The following is a 16,490-nucleotide window of genomic DNA, read 5'->3' on the forward strand; positions in this document are numbered from 1 at the left end:
CCGGGACGGATCCCGGCCGGCCGCTCGAGGGACGCTTACTGCGCAGGGCCGAACCCGACCTTGCTCAGTTCGGCCTTGCCCTCGGCGCCGAGGACGAAGTCGTCGAACTCCTTGGCCAGCGCGCCCTGACCGCCCTTGACCACGGCGATCGGGTAGGTGTTGATCGCGCCGCTCGCCTCGGGGAAGTCGACCTTGTCGACCTTGCCCGCGGCCGAGGTGGCGTCGGTGACGTAGACCAGGCCCGCGTCGGCGTCACCCGAGGCGACCTTGTTCAGGACCTGCTTGACGTCCTGCTCCTCGCTCTTCGGCTTGAGCGTGACGCCGGTCGCGGTCTCCACCTTCTTGGTGGCCGAGCCGCACGGCACCTGCGGGGCGCAGGTGATCACGGTCAGGCCGGCCTTGTTCAGGTCCGCGAAGGACTTGATGCCCTTGGGGTTGCCCGGCGCGACCGCGATGGCGAGCTTGTTGGTCGCGAAGACCGTCGGCTGGCCGTCGATCACGCCACCCTGGACGGCTTTGTCCATGTTGGCCTGGTCGGCCGAGGCGAAGACGTCGGCCTTCGCGCCGTTGGTCAGCTGCTGGACCAGGCCGGACGAGCCCGCGAAGCTGAACTTCACGGTGACGCCGGGGTGCTTGGCCTCGAACTGCTTGCCGAGTTCGGTGAACGACTCGGTGAGGGACGCGGCGGCGAACACGGTGAGCGTGCCGGAGCCGGCGTCACCGCTGCCCTTCGGCGCGGGCGCGCTGGCCGACGCGCCGCCGGTCTGCGTGCTGGGCTGGTCCGAGCTGCTGCAGGCGCCCGCGAACAGGGCCACAGCCGCCACGGCGAGAGCAAGCTTCTTCATCGACTTCCTTCCGGTGTTTCCACCACAACGGTGGTCGCTTTGACCACGGCGACCGCGAGCACCCCAGGCCGCAGGCCCAGCTCGCGGACGGCTTCGGTACTCATCAGGGACACCACCCGGTGCGCCCCGCACTGCAGTTCCACCTGGGCCATCACCTTGTCGGCGATGACCTCGGTGACCAGCCCGACGAACCGGTTGCGGGCGGAGCGGCCGACGGTGGAGGGGTCTTCGGGGCCGGAGGCCTGGGCGCGGGCGAAGCCCGCCAGCTGGGCGCCGTCGACGACCTTGCGCCCGGCGGCGTCGTCGGTCGCGGTCAGCTGCCCCGCGCGCACCCACCTCCGGACGGTGTCGTCACTGACGCCGAGCAGACGCGCGGCCTCGGACAACCGAAATTGCGGCATGCCGCAGACATTATCTCCGCAGTTGAGGAAAAGCTACGCGGGGCGGGAATTGTGCATGACTTCGGCGCGCAGCTGTTCGAGGATGACATTCTGATAACGCTCGATCGCTTTCCGCTCGGCCGGGGAGAACTGCGCGAGCGTCTCGCGGAGGTTGTCGAAGGCCGACTGGAAGAGGGGCGCGAAGCGGTCGGCGGCCCCCGGCACGACCTCGACGAGGACCTTGCGCCGGTCCTCGGGATCGCGGACCCGGCGGACCAGGCCGACCTTCTCCAGCCGGTCTATGACGCCGGTCACGGCGCCGGTGGACAGGCCCGTCAGCTCGGCGATCCGGCCCGCGGTCAACGGTCCGCCCGATTGGATGACCAGGTCGAACGTCTTGTGGTCGGTGCCGGACAGACCCATCCGCTCGGCGATCCGCGCGTGCCGCAGGACGGTGAACGTGCTGCCCGCGCGACCCAATTCCGCGAAGCGGAAGAGCTCCTCTTCGGTGACCGGGTAAGTCTTTTCCGTCACAGGCCCTCGTTAGTTCGGCAACTGAACCACTCACTCGGCAAAGGATCCTACTTGGCGCGACGGGATCGTGCGTTCCGGAGCTACTCTGTGCGTAATGACAGCAGTGGATCTCGGGTTTCCTCGCGTCCCCGGTACACGAGGGTCATCTCGCGTGCCCAGGCCCGAGAACCCGCAACTCATCGACACCTTCGGCCGGGTGGCCACCGATCTCCGGGTTTCCCTGACGGATCGGTGCAACCTGCGCTGCACCTACTGCATGCCCGCGGAGGGCCTCGACTGGATGCCGGGCGAGCAGGTGCTGACCGACGACGAACTGGTCCGGCTCATGCGGATCGCCGTCGAGCAGCTCGGCGTCACCGACATCCGGCTCACCGGCGGCGAACCGCTGCTGCGGCCCGGGCTCGAGGACATCATCGCGCGGGTCACGGCCTTGACGCCGCGCCCCCGGCTGTCCATGACCACCAACGGGATCGGGCTCGCGAAGCGCGCGGCCGGCCTCGCGGCGGCCGGGCTGAACCGGATCAACGTCTCGCTCGACACCGTCGACCCCGAGACGTTCGTGAAGATCACCCGCCGCGACCGGCTCTCCCACGTGGTCGCGGGCCTCGCGGCCGCGCGGGACGCGGGGATGACGCCAGTGAAGGTCAACGCCGTGCTGATCCGCGGGCTCAACGAGAACGAAGCCGTGCCGCTGCTGAAGTTCTGCCTCGCCGAGGGCTACCACCTGCGGTTCATCGAGCAGATGCCGCTGGACGCCCAGCACGGCTGGAACCGCGGCGAGATGATCACCGCGGCCGGGATCCTCGAGATGCTGGAGGCGGAGTTCACGCTGACGCCGTTCCCGGTCGCCCGGGGCGGCGCGCCGGCCGAGCGCTGGCTGGTCGACGGCGGGCCCGGTGACGTGGGCGTGATCGCGTCGGTGACCCGGCCGTTCTGCGCGGCGTGCGAGCGGACGCGGCTCACCGCGGACGGCGCGGTGCGCTCCTGCCTCTTCAGCAACGACGAGACGGATCTTCGCTCCCTCGCGCGCGCGGGCGCGCGCGATGAAGAGATTGCCGACGCCTGGCGCGCGACGATGTGGGGCAAGCTCGCGGGACACGAGATCAACGAAGCCGGGTTCGCGCAGCCGATCCGGCCGATGAGCGCGATCGGCGGCTGAGATGTCGACTTGGACCATCGTGGTGCGGTACTTCGCCTCGGCGCGGGCCGCGGCGGGCGAAGAAGAGGAGAAGGTGCAGCTGCCGGCCGGCGCGTCGGTCGGCGACGCCGTGGCCGAGCTGCGCCGGCTCCACCCGGACGGCCTCCCGCGGGTCCTGGACGCCGCCAGCTACCTGCTCGACGGCATCGCGGTGCGCGATCTCACCCGCCCGCTGCGGGACGCCGCGGAGCTGGACGTCCTCCCGCCCTTCGCCGGCGGCTGACCCGCCGTGCGCCAACGGTCGACACGCGTGATCCAGAGGTCGACACGCGTGATTGAAGAGTCGACACGGCGCCAGTGCCCCGGTTTGCCCGTGTCGACCCCCTGATCACGCGTGTCGACCTCCCAGACACGCGAGTCGACCGCTCAATCACGTGTGTCGTCCAGCCAGGTACGCGTGTCGTCCTCCTGGGGACGCGTGCCGTCCGTCTGAGTACTTGAGTTCGTCCTCTCTATATGTGCGCCGACCGTTCGGGTACGGCAGCCGACCGCTCGGCGAAGGCGTTTCCGGCTCCCCGGTGTGGCGCGTCACCGGATCCGGCTGTTCGCGAGAACTGATCCCGTCCCGCCGCGACGCCATCCGGTGACGGGTTTCGCCTGCTCCGTCGCGGTGCGTTGCCCCACTTCGGCACCGGCACCGGCCGGAGTCGCTCCAGGTGGGGGTTCAAACCCCCCGAAGGGGTGGGACCAATGTGACGCAAGGGGCTCCTGAGGCGCAGTTGTCAAGTCTGGCGCTCTCTCGCGAGCGGCCATAAGATGCGCGCTTCAATCGCGCGGAGGGCGTTGCGAATGGGCCATTCGCTGCGCAAAACACGTGATGCAAGCCTCACGATCCGTGTTTTATCTCGACTAGGAAACGGCCAGATAACGGCCCGCTGACCTGCGCAGATACCCACATCGACGGGGGTTGCGTGCTGTTACTGTGACGTAGGTCACGCCTCGAATAATTTCCGATCACGGCTCTCGTTACGTACCGTCGCTTTTCGGTTGGCCCCGACCAACCAGCACGACCGGGAATCCGTAGCGCCTAGCCCTGTCCGACGGATCCCCGGACCCATACCCCGAGCGAAAGCATTTCCGGACAGGGACGAGGGGACGAAGAAGACGCGCCGTGCGTCGGACTCGTCTGCCGGTCTGAGACGGCCGGCGCCAGGACCCCGATCCTGACCCTCAGCACAGGCTCGTAGGCGCAGGGAGCGAGATACATTCAGATGTCTTACCGAGGCAAGCACCGCAAGATGTCCGCTGCCACCCGCACCGTCGCTCGCGTCGCCATCGCGGGCATTGCGGTCGGCGCGCCCCTCGCTATCGCCGCGACCCCCGCGTCGGCGACCAACTGGGACGCCATCGCGCAGTGTGAGAGCAGCGGCAACTGGAGCACCAACACCGGCAACGGCTACTACGGCGGCCTGCAGTTCTCGCAGAGCACGTGGAAGGCCTACGGCGGCACCGGCAGCGCGGCCGGCGCTTCGCGCGACCAGCAGATCGCCGTCGCCGAGCGCGTCCTGCAGGGTCAGGGCATCGGTGCGTGGCCGGTCTGTGGCAAGAAGGGCGGCGGCTCGTCGGCCCCCAAGGCCACCCACAAGTCGACCACCAGCACCGCCAAGAAGTCGACCGCGCCGAAGAAGAGCACCGCCCCGAAGCAGGCGGCGGCTCCGGCGGCGACCGGTGTGGCCAGCTCGAACCCGGCCGGTGACTACACCGTCGTGGCGGGCGACACGCTGTCCAAGATCGCCAAGCAGTTCAACGTCGATGGCGGCTTCAAGAAGCTGCAGGACCTGAACGCGAAGTACATCCCGAACGCGGACCTGATCCTCGTCGGGCAGAAGATCGCCACCAAGTGACGATCGCGCAGTGATGCGTAGGTCCGGCCTGGTGCCGTGACATCACGAGCCCTCCACCGCCGATCCCCCGGGCGGTGGAGGGCTCGTGCGTTTGCGCTGTGGGCCTCCTGCCGCTCTTGCCCGCGCAAAGCGCTCTGAGCGGCTCTCAGCGCGCCCACGGGGCCGCCTGGGCCTCTGGCGGCCCGCAGAGCGTGCGGACCCTCTCAGCCGCCTTTGCCCGCCCCGGCGTCGCCGCCTTCCGGGTTACGGCGAGTTGACCCACTCGTCCGTGCCGTCGGTGAAGTGCTGGTGCTTCCAGATCGGCAGCCGCGCCTTCACCTCGTCCACCAGGTCCGAGCACGCCGAGAACGCCTGGCCGCGGTGCTCCGCCGCCACCGCGCACGCCAGCGCCACGTCCCCGATCGCCAGGTGACCGATGCGGTGGCTCACCGCCACCGCCCGGACGCCGGTCCAGCGCGCGGCCAGCTCCGCGACCACGTCCGCGATCACCTGGCCCGCGCTCGGGTGCCCCTCGTACGTCAGGTCGCGGACGCCCTTGCCGCCGTCGTGGTCGCGGACCACCCCGGCGAACGTCACCACCGCGCCCGCCGCGTCGTCCTCGACCAGGCGGGCGTGCTCCTCGACCGACAGCAGGTCCTCGGTCACCAGCGCCCGCGCGACGCGCACCTCAGGCTTTTCGGGGGTCCGGGTGGCGGGACGCGGGTGGTCGCCGCCGGCCAGCTGGTCGACCGCGTGGTCGAGGATGCCGTCGAGCACGCCCAGGCCGTCCTTCACGCCGCCGCTGGAGCCCGGGAGGTTCACGACCAGGGTCCGCCCGGTCACGCCCGCGACCCCGCGCGAGAGCACCGCCGTCGGCACCTTCGGCAGCCCGGCCGCGCGGATCGCGTCCGCGACGCCCGGCAGCTCGTGGTCCAGGAGCGCGCGCGTGACGTCCGGGGTGCGGTCGGTCGGCGAGATGCCGGTGCCGCCGGTGGTGAGCACCACGGCGACGCCGTCGGCCAGCGCGGCCCGCAGCGCGACGCCCACCGGGTCGCCGTCCTCGACGACGACCGGCGCCGGCACGTCGTACTCGCGCCCGGCCAGCCAGGCGACGATCACCGGGCCCGTCTTGTCCTCGTAGACGCCCTTCGCGGCGCGGTTGGACGCCACGATGACGCGTGCGGTGCGCTTCACGGCCGCTCCCAGGTCCCGGTCTTGCCGCCGTCCTTGCGGAGCAGGCGGACGTCGTCCAGCGTCGCGGCCGGGTCGACGGCCTTGATCATGTCGTGCAGCGTGAGCCCGGCGAGGGCCACGGCGGTCAGCGCCTCCATCTCGACGCCGGTGACGTCGGTGGTCTTCGCCGTCGCGCGGATCCCGACCTCGGCGTCGCCGAGGGTGAACTCGACCTTGACCCCGGACAGCGCGATCTGGTGGCACAGCGGGATCAGCTCGGGCACCCGCTTGGCGCCCATGATCCCGGCGATGCGGGCGGTGGCGAGGGCGTCGCCCTTGGGGAGGCCGTCGGTGGCCAGCAGCCGGAGCACCTCGGCGGTGGTCCGCACGGTGCCGGCCGCGAGCGCGGTGCGCGCGGTGGCGGTCTTGCCGGAGACGTCGACCATCCGGGCGGCGCCGGTCTCGTCGACGTGGCTGAGTTCACTCACACGGCGAGGCTACTTCCGACGCCGGCGGACGGTGTCGGCACCACCGCGACGAAGGACGCGGTCATCGCCGGTGGCGATGACCGCGGGACGCCGCATCTCGGTGATCGTCGCGGTTCCCGCGACCGGCGATCGTTCGTGCATGGTGATCGAGTCCCCGGGGGTGAGGTGGCGCCAGCTCGGAGGCGTGAGCGGGGCGAGCCTGACCGAGCCTCGTCCGCCAGGCTCGAGGGCGGGCGCGAACTCGACCCAGATCTTCGCGACATGCAGGTCACCGGGCCCGCCGGAAGCGGACTGGCCGAGTGCCCACATCGGCCGCAGCCGCCCGTCCCCGGGAATCGGGATGCGACGGCCGCCGGCTTCGGGGGCGACCAGCCGGAGGTCGGCTCTGATGACGCCGTGGCGGGTTTCCCATCCTCGCCACCGGCACCAGGCGGCCTTCCGCTCGAGGTACATCTGCCGGGCGGCCTCCGCGAGAAGGTCCCAGTACTCGACGGTCTGCCATGGGACGCCATCGAAGTCCTCGAGGATGTCGAGCGCGACTTCCCATTCGTCCTGGCGGAGGCAGTCGTGGACGTCGACGGCCCCGAACCCGGCGTCGCTTCGGGCGTCGTCCGGGATCAGGACGGTGGCGCGGCGAAGAAGCTCCGAAGTGTCCATGGGTCGATTCTCGGCCCTGGTGTCCGGCTCGCCGGCTCGGCCGCGCACGCCAGGTCCCGCGAGGGACGGACGCCAGTGGCCAGGAAGGTCGTCGCCGCGTCGTTGGCGCACGTGTTCGCTCCGAACAGATAGGTTCCGTGGCCGCCCTGGTCGGCGGTCACCAGGCGCGCCCGGTCGCCGAACGCCTGCCTCAGCCGGAGCGCTCCCGTCAACGGCGTCGCCGGGTCGCGGAGGTTCTGCAGCATCAGGACGTCCGACGGGCCGCGGTCGCCGATGCGAACCCGCGGTTCCGCCGGCTCGGCCGGCCAGAACGCGCACGGCCAGACGTTCGCCGCCGCCGGGCCGAACATCGGGTGGCGGATCCGGTCGACCGCCACGTTCTTCTGGTACGTCCACACCGATTCCGGCCAGTCCGAGTCGCCGCACACCACGTGCAGCTGGCTCGACAGCACGTTCCCGACGTCCGGGACCGTTCCGCCCGGCGGCTGCGAAATCGGCGCGCCGGTGTCGAGCGCGTGCCACGCCGAAGCCAGGTACGGCAGGGTCGCGTCGTAATAGAACATCCCGAAGGTGATCTGGCGGAACAGCTTTCCGTCGACACCCTGGGAGTTCGGCTGGGCGTCCAGCCGCCGGGCGAGGTCGGAGTACTTCGCCTTCACCTCCGCCGGTGTCCGGCCGAGGTCGTACTCCGGGTGCGCGACGGCGAAGGCCGCGAAGTCCGGGAAGCGGTCGTCGAAACCCTGGGCCAGCAAGCGTGACCCCGTGACGTCCAGGCCGCCCGGCGCCAGGTTGCTGTCCAGCACGATCCGGTCGCTCCGCTGCGGGAACAGCGTCGTGTAGACCGCGCCGAGGTACGTGCCGTAGGAAACCCCGTAGTACGACAGCTTCGGCTCGCCCAGCGCCGCGCGGATCCGGTCCATGTCGCGGGCCGTGTTCGCCGTCGTGATGTACGGCAGCGTCGACGCCGTCCGCGACGCGCCGCACTGCCGCGCGACGCCCTTCGCGTACTCGGCCTGCGCGGTGACGTCCGCCGGGCCGAGCGCGTACGGCGGGACGTTGCTCCGCAGCTGCGCCGGCGTCAGGTCGCACGTCACCGGGGTGCTGTGGCCGACGCCGCGCGGGTCGAACCCGATGACGTCGTAGGTGTCGAGCACGCTCTTCGGCCACCCGATCCGCGCCAGCACCGCCGGCAGGTCCAGGCCCGGCCCGCCGGGACCGCCCGGGTTCGTCAGCAGCACGCCCCGCCGCCGGGCCGGGTTCGTGCTCGCCAGGCGCGAGATCGCGACCTGGATCTTCGCCCCGTCCGGCTTCCGGTAGTCCAGGGGGACTTCGAGCGTCGCGCACCGCAACCCCGGCGCCGTGACGTCCGCCGGGCACGCTCCCCAAGTCACCGCGTCCGGCGCCGCCGAAGCCACCCCCGGCGCGACGGTCACCGCGACGGCCGCCACCAAGGCGGCCGTCATGATCTTGCGCATTCCGAACTCCCCCCACGCGAGCCGAAACCTCAGCGTAGGGGGACGCCCGTGCTCCCGGTGTCCGCCGGACGGACGACTCAGCGCTCGGCGCGCACGGCCTTCCGCACGGCCTCGGCGACCGCCGGCGCCACCGCGCTGTCGAACACGCTCGGCACGATGAACGACGCGTTGAGCTTGCCGTTGTCGACGACGTCGGCGATCGCGTCGGCCGCGGCGAGCAGCATCGTGTCGTCGATGTTGTTCGCGTGCGCGTCGAGCAGGCCGCGGAAGACGCCCGGGAACGCCAGCACGTTGTTGATCTGGTTCGGGAAGTCGCTGCGGCCGGTCGCGACGACGGCGGCGTGCTGCTGCGCTTCGAGCGGGTCGACCTCCGGGTCCGGGTTCGCCAGCGCGAAGACGACGGCGTCGTCCTTCATCGTGGCGACCTGCTCGGCGCCGAACAGGTTGGGCGCCGAGACGCCGATGAAGACGTCCGCGCCGACGAGCGCCTCGTGCAGGGTGCCGCTGACCTGGTCCTTGTTGGTGTGCGACGCGATCCAAGCGAGGTTGTCGTCGAGGTTGCCGCGCGCGGAGTGGACGATGCCGTCGATGTCCGCGGCCACGATGTCGCCCGGGTTCTTGTGCAGCAGCAGCCGGATGATCGCCGAGCCGGCCGCGCCGACGCCGCTGACCACGATCTTGCAGTCTTCGATGTTCTTCTTGACCACGCGCAGGGCGTTGCGCAGCGCGGCGACGACCACGATCGCGGTGCCGTGCTGGTCGTCGTGGAACACCGGGATGTCCAGCTGCTCGCGCAGCCGCTTCTCGATCTCGAAGCAGCGCGGCGCGGCGATGTCCTCGAGGTTGATCCCGGCGTACACCGGGGCCAGGGCCTTCGCGATCAGGATGATCTCTTCGGTGTCCTGGGTGTCCAGGCAGACCGGCCACGCGTCGACGTCGGCGAACTTCTTGAACAGCGCCGCCTTGCCCTCCATCACCGGCAGCGCGGCGGCCGGGCCGATGTTGCCCAGGCCCAGCACCGCGGAGCCGTCGGTGAGCACCGCGACGGTGTTGCGCTTGATGGTCAGCCGGCGCGCGTCTTCGGGGTTCGCGGCGATCGCCTGGCAGACGCGGGCGACGCCCGGCGTGTAGGCGCGGGAGAGGTCGTCACGGTTGCGGAGCGCGACCTTGGGGGTGACCTCGATCTTGCCGCCGAGGTGGATCAGGAACGTCCGGTCGGAGACCTTGCGGACCTTGACGCCGGGCAGCGAGTCGAGCGCCTGGGTGATGTCGTTCGCGTGGTTCTCCGACAGCGCGTTGGCGCTGATGTCGACCACGATCGAGTCGGAGTGGGACTCGACGACGTCGAACGCGGTCAGGACGCCGCCGACGCGCCCGACGGCCGTGGTGAGGTCACCGGCCGCGCTGGACGAGGCCGGGGCCTCCACCCGGACGGTGATCGAGTATCCGGGACCGGGAACCGGCATGGCGCTTACCCCCGCGTGGGAAAGGTGGGTTGGGACGGGAGCGAACCTACTCCCGTGACCGCCCTCACGAGGCCCCGATACCGGTACTGACCAGTAGCTCTGCCGCTGGTTGCCGGGCTAGCGGTTGATCTCGGTCTCCGGGTGCACGTACGGCACCGTGTCGAGGGGGAAGGTGATGTCACCGAACGGCGACAGCGAGCCCTGGCGGTCGGACGCGAGCTCGGTCACCGGGTGCTCGCCCGCCTCCCCCGGCCAGGTCGGGTCGACGCCCTTGTGCTTCTTCTCACCCTTGGCCACAACGTCCTCCACAGCCGCGTTCGGTTCCAGCCTGGACAGTCTGCCTGAGCCGCGGCGGCTTGTCTCAACCGCCCGGTACGCTGGCCTTCTATGCCCGCGACCTCCTTGGCGGACTGGCTGCGCGCGGAGTCCGACGCCGCTCTCGAAGAGCTGCTCCGCACGCGCCGCGACCTGTCCACGCCGCCACCCTCGGACAGCACCGTGCTGGCCACCCGCGCCGGCACGCCGGGCTCGGTCGCGCGCGCTTGCGAAGACCTGGACACGGTCGCCATCGCCGTGCTCGAAGCGTGCCTGCTGGCCGGCGCGGACCGCGACCCGGTGCCGGTCGCCGAGGTCACGGACCTCGTCGGCACCGACATCACCCGGCCGCTGGCCCGGCTGCGCGCACGGGCGCTGGCCTGGGGCCCGGACGACGCGCTGCGCGTGCCGCCCGCGGTCCGGGAGGTGCTCGGGCCGTTCCCGGCCGGGCTGGGGGCGTCGTCGCCGTCGCTGGCCGGCGAGGACCTCGGGGCGCGGCTCGCGGAGCTGCCCGACGACGAACGCGGCGTGCTGAACGCCCTCGCCGCCGGCCCGCCGATCGGCCGCACCCGCGACGCGGGCGCCGACCTGACGCTCGAGAAGGCCGGGACACCGGTGCAGAAGCTGCTGGCCCGCGGGCTGTTGCTGCGGCGCGACGACCAGACCGTCGAGCTGCCGCGCGAGCTCGGTGTCGCGGTGCGCGGCGGGGTCTTCGCCCCGGACGCGCTCACCGAGCCCGGGCTGCCGGTCCACCCGCACCAGCCGTCCACCTTGGACGAAGCAGCGGCCGGTGAGGCGATGGAGTTCCTGCGCCACACCGAATCCCTGCTCCGCTCGTGGTCCGCGGCGCCGCCGCCGGTGCTCAAGTCGGGCGGGCTCGGCGTGCGCGAGCTGAAGAAGCTGGCCAAGGACCTCGAGATCGACGAGACGCAGGCGATCCTGCTGGCCGAGCTCGTCGTCGGCGCCGGGCTCGTCGCGGACAGCGAAGCGACCGTGCCCGAGTGGGTGCCGACGACGCTGACCGATTCGTGGCTCGCGTCGCCGACCGCGCAGCGGTGGATGACGCTGGCCCAGGCCTGGCTGGAGCTGCCGCGGCTGCCGGGGATGGCCGGCGGGCGCGACGCCAAGGACAAGCCGATCGCGCCGCTGTCGGAGGAGCTGCGCCGCCCGCTGGCGCCGGTCGCGCGGCGGCGGGTGCTGGCCGCGCTGGCCGACCTGCCGCGCGGCGCCGGGGTGAAGAGCGTCGACGAGCTCGTCGCGGTGCTGGCCTGGCGGGCCCCGCGGCGCGGCGGCCGGCTGCGGGACGAGACCGTCCGCTGGACGATGTCCGAGGCCTCGGCGCTGGGGATCGTCGGGCTCGGCGGCCTCACGACGGCGACCCGGGCGCTGCTCGACGACGACCGGCCGGGCGCGGTCGAGGCCATCATGGACGCGCTGCCCGCGCCGGTGGACCACGTCCTGCTGCAGGCCGACCTGACGGTCGTCGCGCCGGGCCCCCTGGAACCGGAGCTGGCGGCGGAGATGGACGCCGTCGCGAACGTCGAGTCGGCCGGCCACGCGACGGTCTACCGGATCACCGAGACGTCCGTCCGGCGCGCGCTGGACACCGGCCGGACCGCGGACGAGCTGCACGCGCTGTTCAGGAAGAAGTCCGCGACACCGGTCCCGCAGTCGCTGAGCTACCTGGTCGACGACGTCGCCCGGCGGCACGGCCGGCTGCGCGGCGGCGTCGCGGCGTCGTTCCTGCGGTGCGACGACGAGGCGTTGCTGGCCGAGGTGCTGGCCCACCCGGTCGCGGCGGAGCACGACCTGCGGCTGATCGCGCCGACCGTCGTGATCAGCCCGGACCCGCTGCACGAGGTCCTCACCGGCCTGCGCGCGGCGGGGTTCGCACCGGCGGCGGAGGGCCCGGACGGCCGGGTCGTCGACATCCGGCCGGGCGGGCGGCGGCTGCCGGCGAAGGCCCGCGCGGCCCGGCGCAACCCGGGTGAGCAGGCGGTGCTGACGTCCGACCAGGCCACCCGGATCGTTTCGAACCTGCGGGCGGGCGACGCCGCGTCCGCCCGGCGCCGGGGGTCCGCGGTGCGGGCGCCGGTCGGCGGCGGAGCCGACACGTCGGCGACGCTGGAGCTGCTGTCGCGGGCGACGCTGGAACGCCGTGAGGTCTGGATCGGGTTCGTCGACTCCCGCGGGACCGCCAGCCAGCGGGTCGTGCGGCCCGTGCGCGTCGGCGGCGGTGTCCTCGAAGGCGACGACAACCAGCGGTATTCGCTGCACCGGATCACCTCCGCGGCGCTGGTCGAGGAGTAGCGCCGGATTCGGTGAATCACCGACGGAACGCCTGACCACGTGGTATGCCTGGTTCTCCGGATCTTCGGGAACCAGGGAGGGACCATGAAGTGGGGAACGCGCGTGACCGCGCTGGCCGCGGCGACCGTCGTCGGCGGGGTCGGGTTCGCCGGGGCGGCTGAGGCGATCGGGCCACCCGTCTACACCAAGTACGACGTCAACGGCACCACGCACGTGGCCAAGCCGAAGGCGAACGTCACGCTCGGGCCGGGGATCGCCGAGCTGTACACCGACATCGGGCCGTACTCCTTCTCCGGCACGATCACGCTGCCGCCGGTGACGATCACCCGGACCGTGCCGGGGGTGGGGACCGTCAGCGGCAAGCTCACGCTGGGCCCCGGCGCCGTCACCGGGCAGGCCTTCGGCGGGTTCACCGCCACCGCGAAGTGGCCGGTGAAGGTCTCGGACGTGACCGTGAACGGCAAGCCCCACGACGTCGGCCCGGCGTGCGGGACGGCCGAGCCGGTCACCACCGAGCTGACGTCGACCGACTGGCAGCTCGACAAGGGCGGCCACCTGACCTCGACGTACACCATCGGCGACTTCGCTAACTGCGGATCGGCGACAGCCCTCGTCAACGCGGCGGTGCCCGGACCCGGCAACACCCTGGCGCTCGCTCTCACCTGGCCCAAGGCCTGACGACGCGCGGGGCCGGGGATCGCCTCGGCCCCGTCCGCGGGGACTAGAGCGCCCGCAGGCCGGCCAGGACGCGTTCCATGAACTCGCGGGACGAGCGGTCCCCGAGGATCAGCTCGGTCTGGTGGATCAGCACCAGGCCGATGTCGGCCATGTCGCCGACCAGCACCTTCACCACGCCCAGCGGCAGCCGCAGGTGGGCCGCGATCTCGGCCACCGAGCGCGTGTCCAGGCACAGGTCGCAGATCCGGCGGTGCTCGACCGACCGGACGCCGCGGTACCGGCGCCCGTCGTCGGACGTCGAGACGAGCGCTTCCAGCGCCAGGTTGTGGTCGGACCGCGTGCGGCCGCCGGTGCGCGTGTACGGGCGCACCCGGGACCGCGCCGCGGCGACCGGCGGCGGGCTCAGCACGCGGGCCGGTTCTTCCCACGGCTCCGGCTGCGGGATCCAGCGGGTCTCCGGGTCCGGCGGGGGTGTCCAGCCGGTGCGCGGGTCGATCGGCGGAGCCCACGAAGGCGGGGGCGCCGCCTGGGGTCTGGACACCGGGGGCCTCGGGGCCGGCGGCCGGGGCACCGGGGGTGCCGGCGGGCGAGGCGGGGCGGGCGGCCGGGGCGGGGCCGGCGGGCGCGCGCCGCGCGGAGGAGTCCACGCGGGCTCCAGCGGCGGGGGCTCCGGCTCGTACGTCTCCTCGTCCTGCCATTCGGGCGCGGCCGGGTCGTAACCGCCGTCGTCGTCGTAGCCCTCGTCGAAGTCGGACGACGAACCCCACTCGCGGGTGTCCTCGTCGGTGTAGCCCTGCGGGTCCGGCTGGGGTCGCGCCGGCTTGCGCTTGGGCATGATCGTCGACAGCGTCGACATGTCGAACTTGCTGGGCGAATCGAAACCCTCGCGCTCGGTACCGCGGTGCAGTGCGTCCCAGCCGCTGGAGTCCGGATCGTCGAATCCCGAAATCCTCATCTCGCCCTACCCACGCACGCCGCCCTGGAGCTGCGCGCGCAGCTCAGGGGTGATCTGCTGGCCGACCCGCTCGACGAGCAGCGTCATCTCGTACGCGACCGTGCCGATGTCGCACGTCGGCGCGGCCAGCACCGCCAGCGACGAACCGTCCGAAACGGACATCAGGAACATGTAACCGCGCTCCATCTCCACCACGGTCTGGTTGACGCCACCCGCTTCGAAGCAGCGCGCGGCCCCGTGCGTCAGGCTGATCAGCCCGGACGCGACCGCGGACAGCTGCTCGGCGCGCTCTTGGGGCAGGCCTTCCGACGGCGCCAGGAGCAGGCCGTCGGCGGACACCAGAACGGCGTGCGCGGCGCCGGGTACCCGGCGCACGAAGTCCGTGATGAGCCAGCCGAACGAGCCCTGGCCGGATGCCGTCACTACTGCCCCTCCTTGCTCCTGCGGCGCCGCACGCCGCACCCCGGAGTGGCCGGCACGGCCCACGCTCAAGCGTATTCGCCCCGCCGGTGGTGTCGAGCCGACCACCGACCGGCCGGTGCGCACCCTACGTGTGCGCGCGACCGCGCTCCGCACCGGCCCGGTGCGGCCGGTGCGGCCGGAACTCGGTCCGCGGCCCGCGGTGGCGGGGTGTCCGCGCAGGTCAGCCCGGTGGACGGTGGGCCCGGCCGGGGACGCCCCCTTCGACGTTACCGAACCGCGGCGACCGTTCCGTCCTCCGGACGGCGGCAAGGCTCCCCGAAGTGGGTGAAGCCCGTGGAGTTCACTCCAACGGCCGCATCCGCTCCGGGGCATCCGCACCCTCAGCCTGCGCGCAGCGCCGAATCGTGCGCGATCGCGTGCTGGACGACGGAGATCAGCACCTGCTTGGCGGAGTCGCGCTCACGCGCGTCGCACGCCATGATCGGGACCGACGGCGCGATGGTGAGCGCGTGCCGCACGTCCTCGATCTGGTGGTGCAGAAGCCGGTCGAAGCAGTTGATGGCCACGACGTAGGGCAGCTTCCGGTTCTCGAAGAAGTCGATCGACGGGAACGCGTCGGCGAGCCGCCGCGTGTCCACCAGCACGACCGCCCCGATGGCGCCGACCGCGAGGTCGTCCCACATGAACCAGAACCGGTGCTGACCAGGGGTGCCGAACACGTACAGCACCAGGTCCGAGTCCAGCGAGATGCGCCCGAAGTCCATCGCCACGGTCGTGGTGGTCTTGTTGGGCGTGGCCGTGGTGTCGTCGTGTCCGACGCTCGCCTCGGTCATCATGGCCTCGGTGGTCAGCGGATCGATCTCCGAGATCGCCCCGACCATTGTTGTCTTCCCCGAACCGAACCCGCCGGCGACCACGATCTTGGCCGACGAGGTCGGACCCGTCACCTGCGGCGCGTTCGCGTCGGAGTCAAATTCTCCGAAGCCCACTGAGCACCCTTTCCATGAACTCGATACTCGGGCGGTCGCCCACGGTCGGGCTGCTGGAGTGCACCAGCACCAGCCCGAGGCCCGCCACGTCACCAATCAACACCCGCACCACGCCGAGCGGCAGCCGCAGCAGCGCGGCCACCTCGGCCACCGACCGGGTGTCGAGACACAGGTCGCAGATCGACCGGTGCTCGGGCACCCGGACCCGGTCGAGCATCCGGCCCTGATCACTCGTCGAGATCAGCGCCTCGATCGCCAGGTCGAGGGTCGCCTTCGTCCGGCCCCGGGTCCGGAAGTACGGCCGGACCAGGCCCGAGGTCTCCATCTCGGTCGGTGCCGGCTCGTCCACGTACTCCTGGTTGGCCTGCCGCGGCAGGGCCGCCGCGAACTCGCCGGAGTCAGGCCCCTGCGAGTAGTCGCGGTCGCGGCCGTTGCTGTACGCGGCGAAGTCGTGCGCGTCGTACAACGGCCCGCTCGACCCGCCGAACAGCTCGGCTCCCGGGCCGCCCAGCAGCCGGTCGCGGTATTCGCCGCTCCCGGGCTGGATCGGCCGGATCGGTTCCTGACCGGCGTTGCTGTCGGTCAGCCAGTTCGGGGGTTCTCGCACGGGGTCGTTGTCGGACGCCTGCACCCGGCGTGACCGCCACTCGCGGTCGACCCGTTCCCGGAACGACTGCCAGTCCTCCCGGCCGTCGTCCGATTGCTCGGACCACCCGCCGGAGAAGTCGTCACCGAGCCGGCCATCGCCCCTCAAGCGCCCGTCGTCCACGGCTCTCTCCTC

Annotated in this window: 18 protein-coding genes; 5 read left to right on the forward strand and 13 right to left on the reverse strand. The window is 71.9% G+C overall.

The genetic code is table 11. The features are described 5' to 3' along the window. Positions 1–35 precede the first annotated feature (35 nt). From modA to ABZ342_RS02450, 3 genes are read right to left on the reverse strand one after another with little or no spacing between them, the layout of a single operon-like run. On the reverse strand, positions 36–845 hold the full coding sequence (gene modA, locus ABZ342_RS02440) for a molybdate ABC transporter substrate-binding protein (RefSeq protein WP_360468251.1): 810 nt from the start codon (positions 843–845) through the stop codon (positions 36–38). Then, positions 842–1,246 carry a helix-turn-helix transcriptional regulator gene (locus tag ABZ342_RS02445; protein ID WP_086675206.1) on the reverse strand — a complete coding sequence of 135 codons (405 nt, stop codon included), beginning with the start codon at positions 1,244–1,246 and terminating at the stop codon, positions 842–844. Before ABZ342_RS02445 ends, modA begins: the two co-directional genes overlap by 4 nt. Before the next feature lie 33 nt (positions 1,247–1,279). After that, positions 1,280–1,759 carry a MarR family transcriptional regulator gene (locus ABZ342_RS02450; protein ID WP_360468252.1) on the reverse strand — a complete coding sequence of 160 codons (480 nt, stop codon included), beginning with the start codon at positions 1,757–1,759 and terminating at the stop codon, positions 1,280–1,282. Positions 1,760–1,910: 151 nt separating this feature from the next. Between ABZ342_RS02450 and moaA the strand changes: the two genes are divergently transcribed. The 3 genes from moaA (at position 1,911) to ABZ342_RS02465 (ending at position 4,801) form a co-directional block, all read left to right on the forward strand. Next, complete coding sequence (gene moaA, locus ABZ342_RS02455) at positions 1,911–2,918, forward strand: GTP 3',8-cyclase MoaA (RefSeq protein WP_155540663.1); 1,008 nt, start codon at positions 1,911–1,913, stop codon at positions 2,916–2,918. A 1-nt stretch (position 2,919) separates the two neighbouring features. Then, the gene (locus ABZ342_RS02460; RefSeq protein WP_360468253.1) at positions 2,920–3,180 is read left to right on the forward strand and encodes a MoaD/ThiS family protein; all 261 of its coding nucleotides are present in this window, start codon (positions 2,920–2,922) and stop codon (positions 3,178–3,180) included. A 988-nt stretch (positions 3,181–4,168) separates the two neighbouring features. Continuing rightward, positions 4,169–4,801 carry a transglycosylase family protein gene (locus ABZ342_RS02465; protein ID WP_360468254.1) on the forward strand — a complete coding sequence of 211 codons (633 nt, stop codon included), beginning with the start codon at positions 4,169–4,171 and terminating at the stop codon, positions 4,799–4,801. A gap of 243 nt (positions 4,802–5,044) precedes the next feature. Here ABZ342_RS02465 and ABZ342_RS02470 read toward each other — a convergent pair whose 3' ends face one another. From ABZ342_RS02470 to ABZ342_RS02495, 6 genes are all read right to left on the reverse strand, one after another. Then, on the reverse strand, positions 5,045–5,974 hold the full coding sequence (locus tag ABZ342_RS02470) for a molybdenum cofactor biosynthesis protein MoaE (RefSeq protein ID WP_360468255.1): 930 nt from the start codon (positions 5,972–5,974) through the stop codon (positions 5,045–5,047). Continuing rightward, positions 5,971–6,441: a cyclic pyranopterin monophosphate synthase MoaC gene (moaC, locus tag ABZ342_RS02475; protein WP_360468256.1), complete on the reverse strand. Its 471-nt coding sequence runs from the start codon at positions 6,439–6,441 to the stop codon at positions 5,971–5,973. The genes ABZ342_RS02470 and moaC overlap by 4 nt, the downstream gene beginning before the upstream one ends. A gap of 9 nt (positions 6,442–6,450) precedes the next feature. Continuing rightward, positions 6,451–7,098, reverse strand: coding sequence for a hypothetical protein (locus ABZ342_RS02480; RefSeq protein ID WP_360468257.1), 648 nt, complete (start codon positions 7,096–7,098; stop codon positions 6,451–6,453). Then, positions 7,059–8,573, reverse strand: a complete 1,515-nt coding sequence (locus ABZ342_RS02485; RefSeq protein WP_360468258.1) for an alpha/beta hydrolase — start codon at positions 8,571–8,573, stop codon at positions 7,059–7,061. The genes ABZ342_RS02480 and ABZ342_RS02485 overlap by 40 nt, the downstream gene beginning before the upstream one ends. A gap of 77 nt (positions 8,574–8,650) precedes the next feature. Beyond that, the gene (locus tag ABZ342_RS02490) at positions 8,651–10,039 is read right to left on the reverse strand and encodes an NAD-dependent malic enzyme (RefSeq protein WP_155540657.1); all 1,389 of its coding nucleotides are present in this window, start codon (positions 10,037–10,039) and stop codon (positions 8,651–8,653) included. A 117-nt stretch (positions 10,040–10,156) separates the two neighbouring features. Beyond that, entirely contained in the window at positions 10,157–10,336 is a 180-nt protein-coding gene (locus ABZ342_RS02495; RefSeq protein WP_155540656.1) for a hypothetical protein, read from the reverse strand. Between the two features lie 90 nt (positions 10,337–10,426). Between ABZ342_RS02495 and ABZ342_RS02500 the strand changes: the two genes are divergently transcribed. Further along, the gene (locus ABZ342_RS02500) at positions 10,427–12,664 is read left to right on the forward strand and encodes a helicase-associated domain-containing protein (protein WP_360468259.1); all 2,238 of its coding nucleotides are present in this window, start codon (positions 10,427–10,429) and stop codon (positions 12,662–12,664) included. Between the two features lie 84 nt (positions 12,665–12,748). Beyond that, positions 12,749–13,342 (forward strand): hypothetical protein, encoded by a 594-nt coding sequence (locus ABZ342_RS02505; RefSeq protein WP_360468260.1) that lies wholly within the window; start codon positions 12,749–12,751, stop codon positions 13,340–13,342. Positions 13,343–13,385: 43 nt separating this feature from the next. Here the strand turns inward: ABZ342_RS02505 and ABZ342_RS02510 are convergent, their stop codons facing one another. The 4 genes from ABZ342_RS02510 to ABZ342_RS02525 form a co-directional block, all read right to left on the reverse strand. Then, the gene (locus ABZ342_RS02510) at positions 13,386–14,297 is read right to left on the reverse strand and encodes a DUF742 domain-containing protein (RefSeq protein WP_360468261.1); all 912 of its coding nucleotides are present in this window, start codon (positions 14,295–14,297) and stop codon (positions 13,386–13,388) included. Between the two features lie 6 nt (positions 14,298–14,303). Then, positions 14,304–14,720, reverse strand: coding sequence for a roadblock/LC7 domain-containing protein (locus ABZ342_RS02515; protein ID WP_360468262.1), 417 nt, complete (start codon positions 14,718–14,720; stop codon positions 14,304–14,306). A gap of 380 nt (positions 14,721–15,100) precedes the next feature. Next, entirely contained in the window at positions 15,101–15,709 is a 609-nt protein-coding gene (locus tag ABZ342_RS02520; protein WP_155540652.1) for an ATP/GTP-binding protein, read from the reverse strand. Continuing rightward, on the reverse strand, positions 15,690–16,478 hold the full coding sequence (locus ABZ342_RS02525) for a DUF742 domain-containing protein (RefSeq protein ID WP_155540651.1): 789 nt from the start codon (positions 16,476–16,478) through the stop codon (positions 15,690–15,692). The genes ABZ342_RS02520 and ABZ342_RS02525 overlap by 20 nt, the downstream gene beginning before the upstream one ends. Positions 16,479–16,490 lie beyond the last annotated feature (12 nt).

Origin of the sequence: Amycolatopsis sp. NPDC005961 (assembly GCF_040629235.1) — a bacterium.
GTDB lineage: Bacteria > Actinomycetota > Actinomycetes > Mycobacteriales > Pseudonocardiaceae > Amycolatopsis > Amycolatopsis camponoti.

Excerpts from the sequence above, each read along its gene's own strand:
- modA (WP_360468251.1), bottom strand. The coding sequence starts at position 845 with ATGAAGAAGCTTGCTCTCGCCGTGGCGGCTGTGGCCCTGTTCGCGGGC.
- ABZ342_RS02445 (WP_086675206.1), bottom strand. The coding sequence starts at position 1,246 with ATGCCGCAATTTCGGTTGTCCGAGGCCGCGCGTCTGCTCGGCGTCAGT.
- ABZ342_RS02460 (WP_360468253.1), top strand. The coding sequence starts at position 2,920 with ATGTCGACTTGGACCATCGTGGTGCGGTACTTCGCCTCGGCGCGGGCC.
- ABZ342_RS02465 (WP_360468254.1), top strand. The coding sequence starts at position 4,169 with ATGTCTTACCGAGGCAAGCACCGCAAGATGTCCGCTGCCACCCGCACC.
- ABZ342_RS02480 (WP_360468257.1), bottom strand. The coding sequence starts at position 7,098 with ATGGACACTTCGGAGCTTCTTCGCCGCGCCACCGTCCTGATCCCGGAC.
- ABZ342_RS02485 (WP_360468258.1), bottom strand. The coding sequence starts at position 8,573 with ATGCGCAAGATCATGACGGCCGCCTTGGTGGCGGCCGTCGCGGTGACC.
- ABZ342_RS02490 (WP_155540657.1), bottom strand. The coding sequence starts at position 10,039 with ATGCCGGTTCCCGGTCCCGGATACTCGATCACCGTCCGGGTGGAGGCC.
- ABZ342_RS02500 (WP_360468259.1), top strand. The coding sequence starts at position 10,427 with ATGCCCGCGACCTCCTTGGCGGACTGGCTGCGCGCGGAGTCCGACGCC.
- ABZ342_RS02505 (WP_360468260.1), top strand. The coding sequence starts at position 12,749 with ATGAAGTGGGGAACGCGCGTGACCGCGCTGGCCGCGGCGACCGTCGTC.
- ABZ342_RS02510 (WP_360468261.1), bottom strand. The coding sequence starts at position 14,297 with ATGAGGATTTCGGGATTCGACGATCCGGACTCCAGCGGCTGGGACGCA.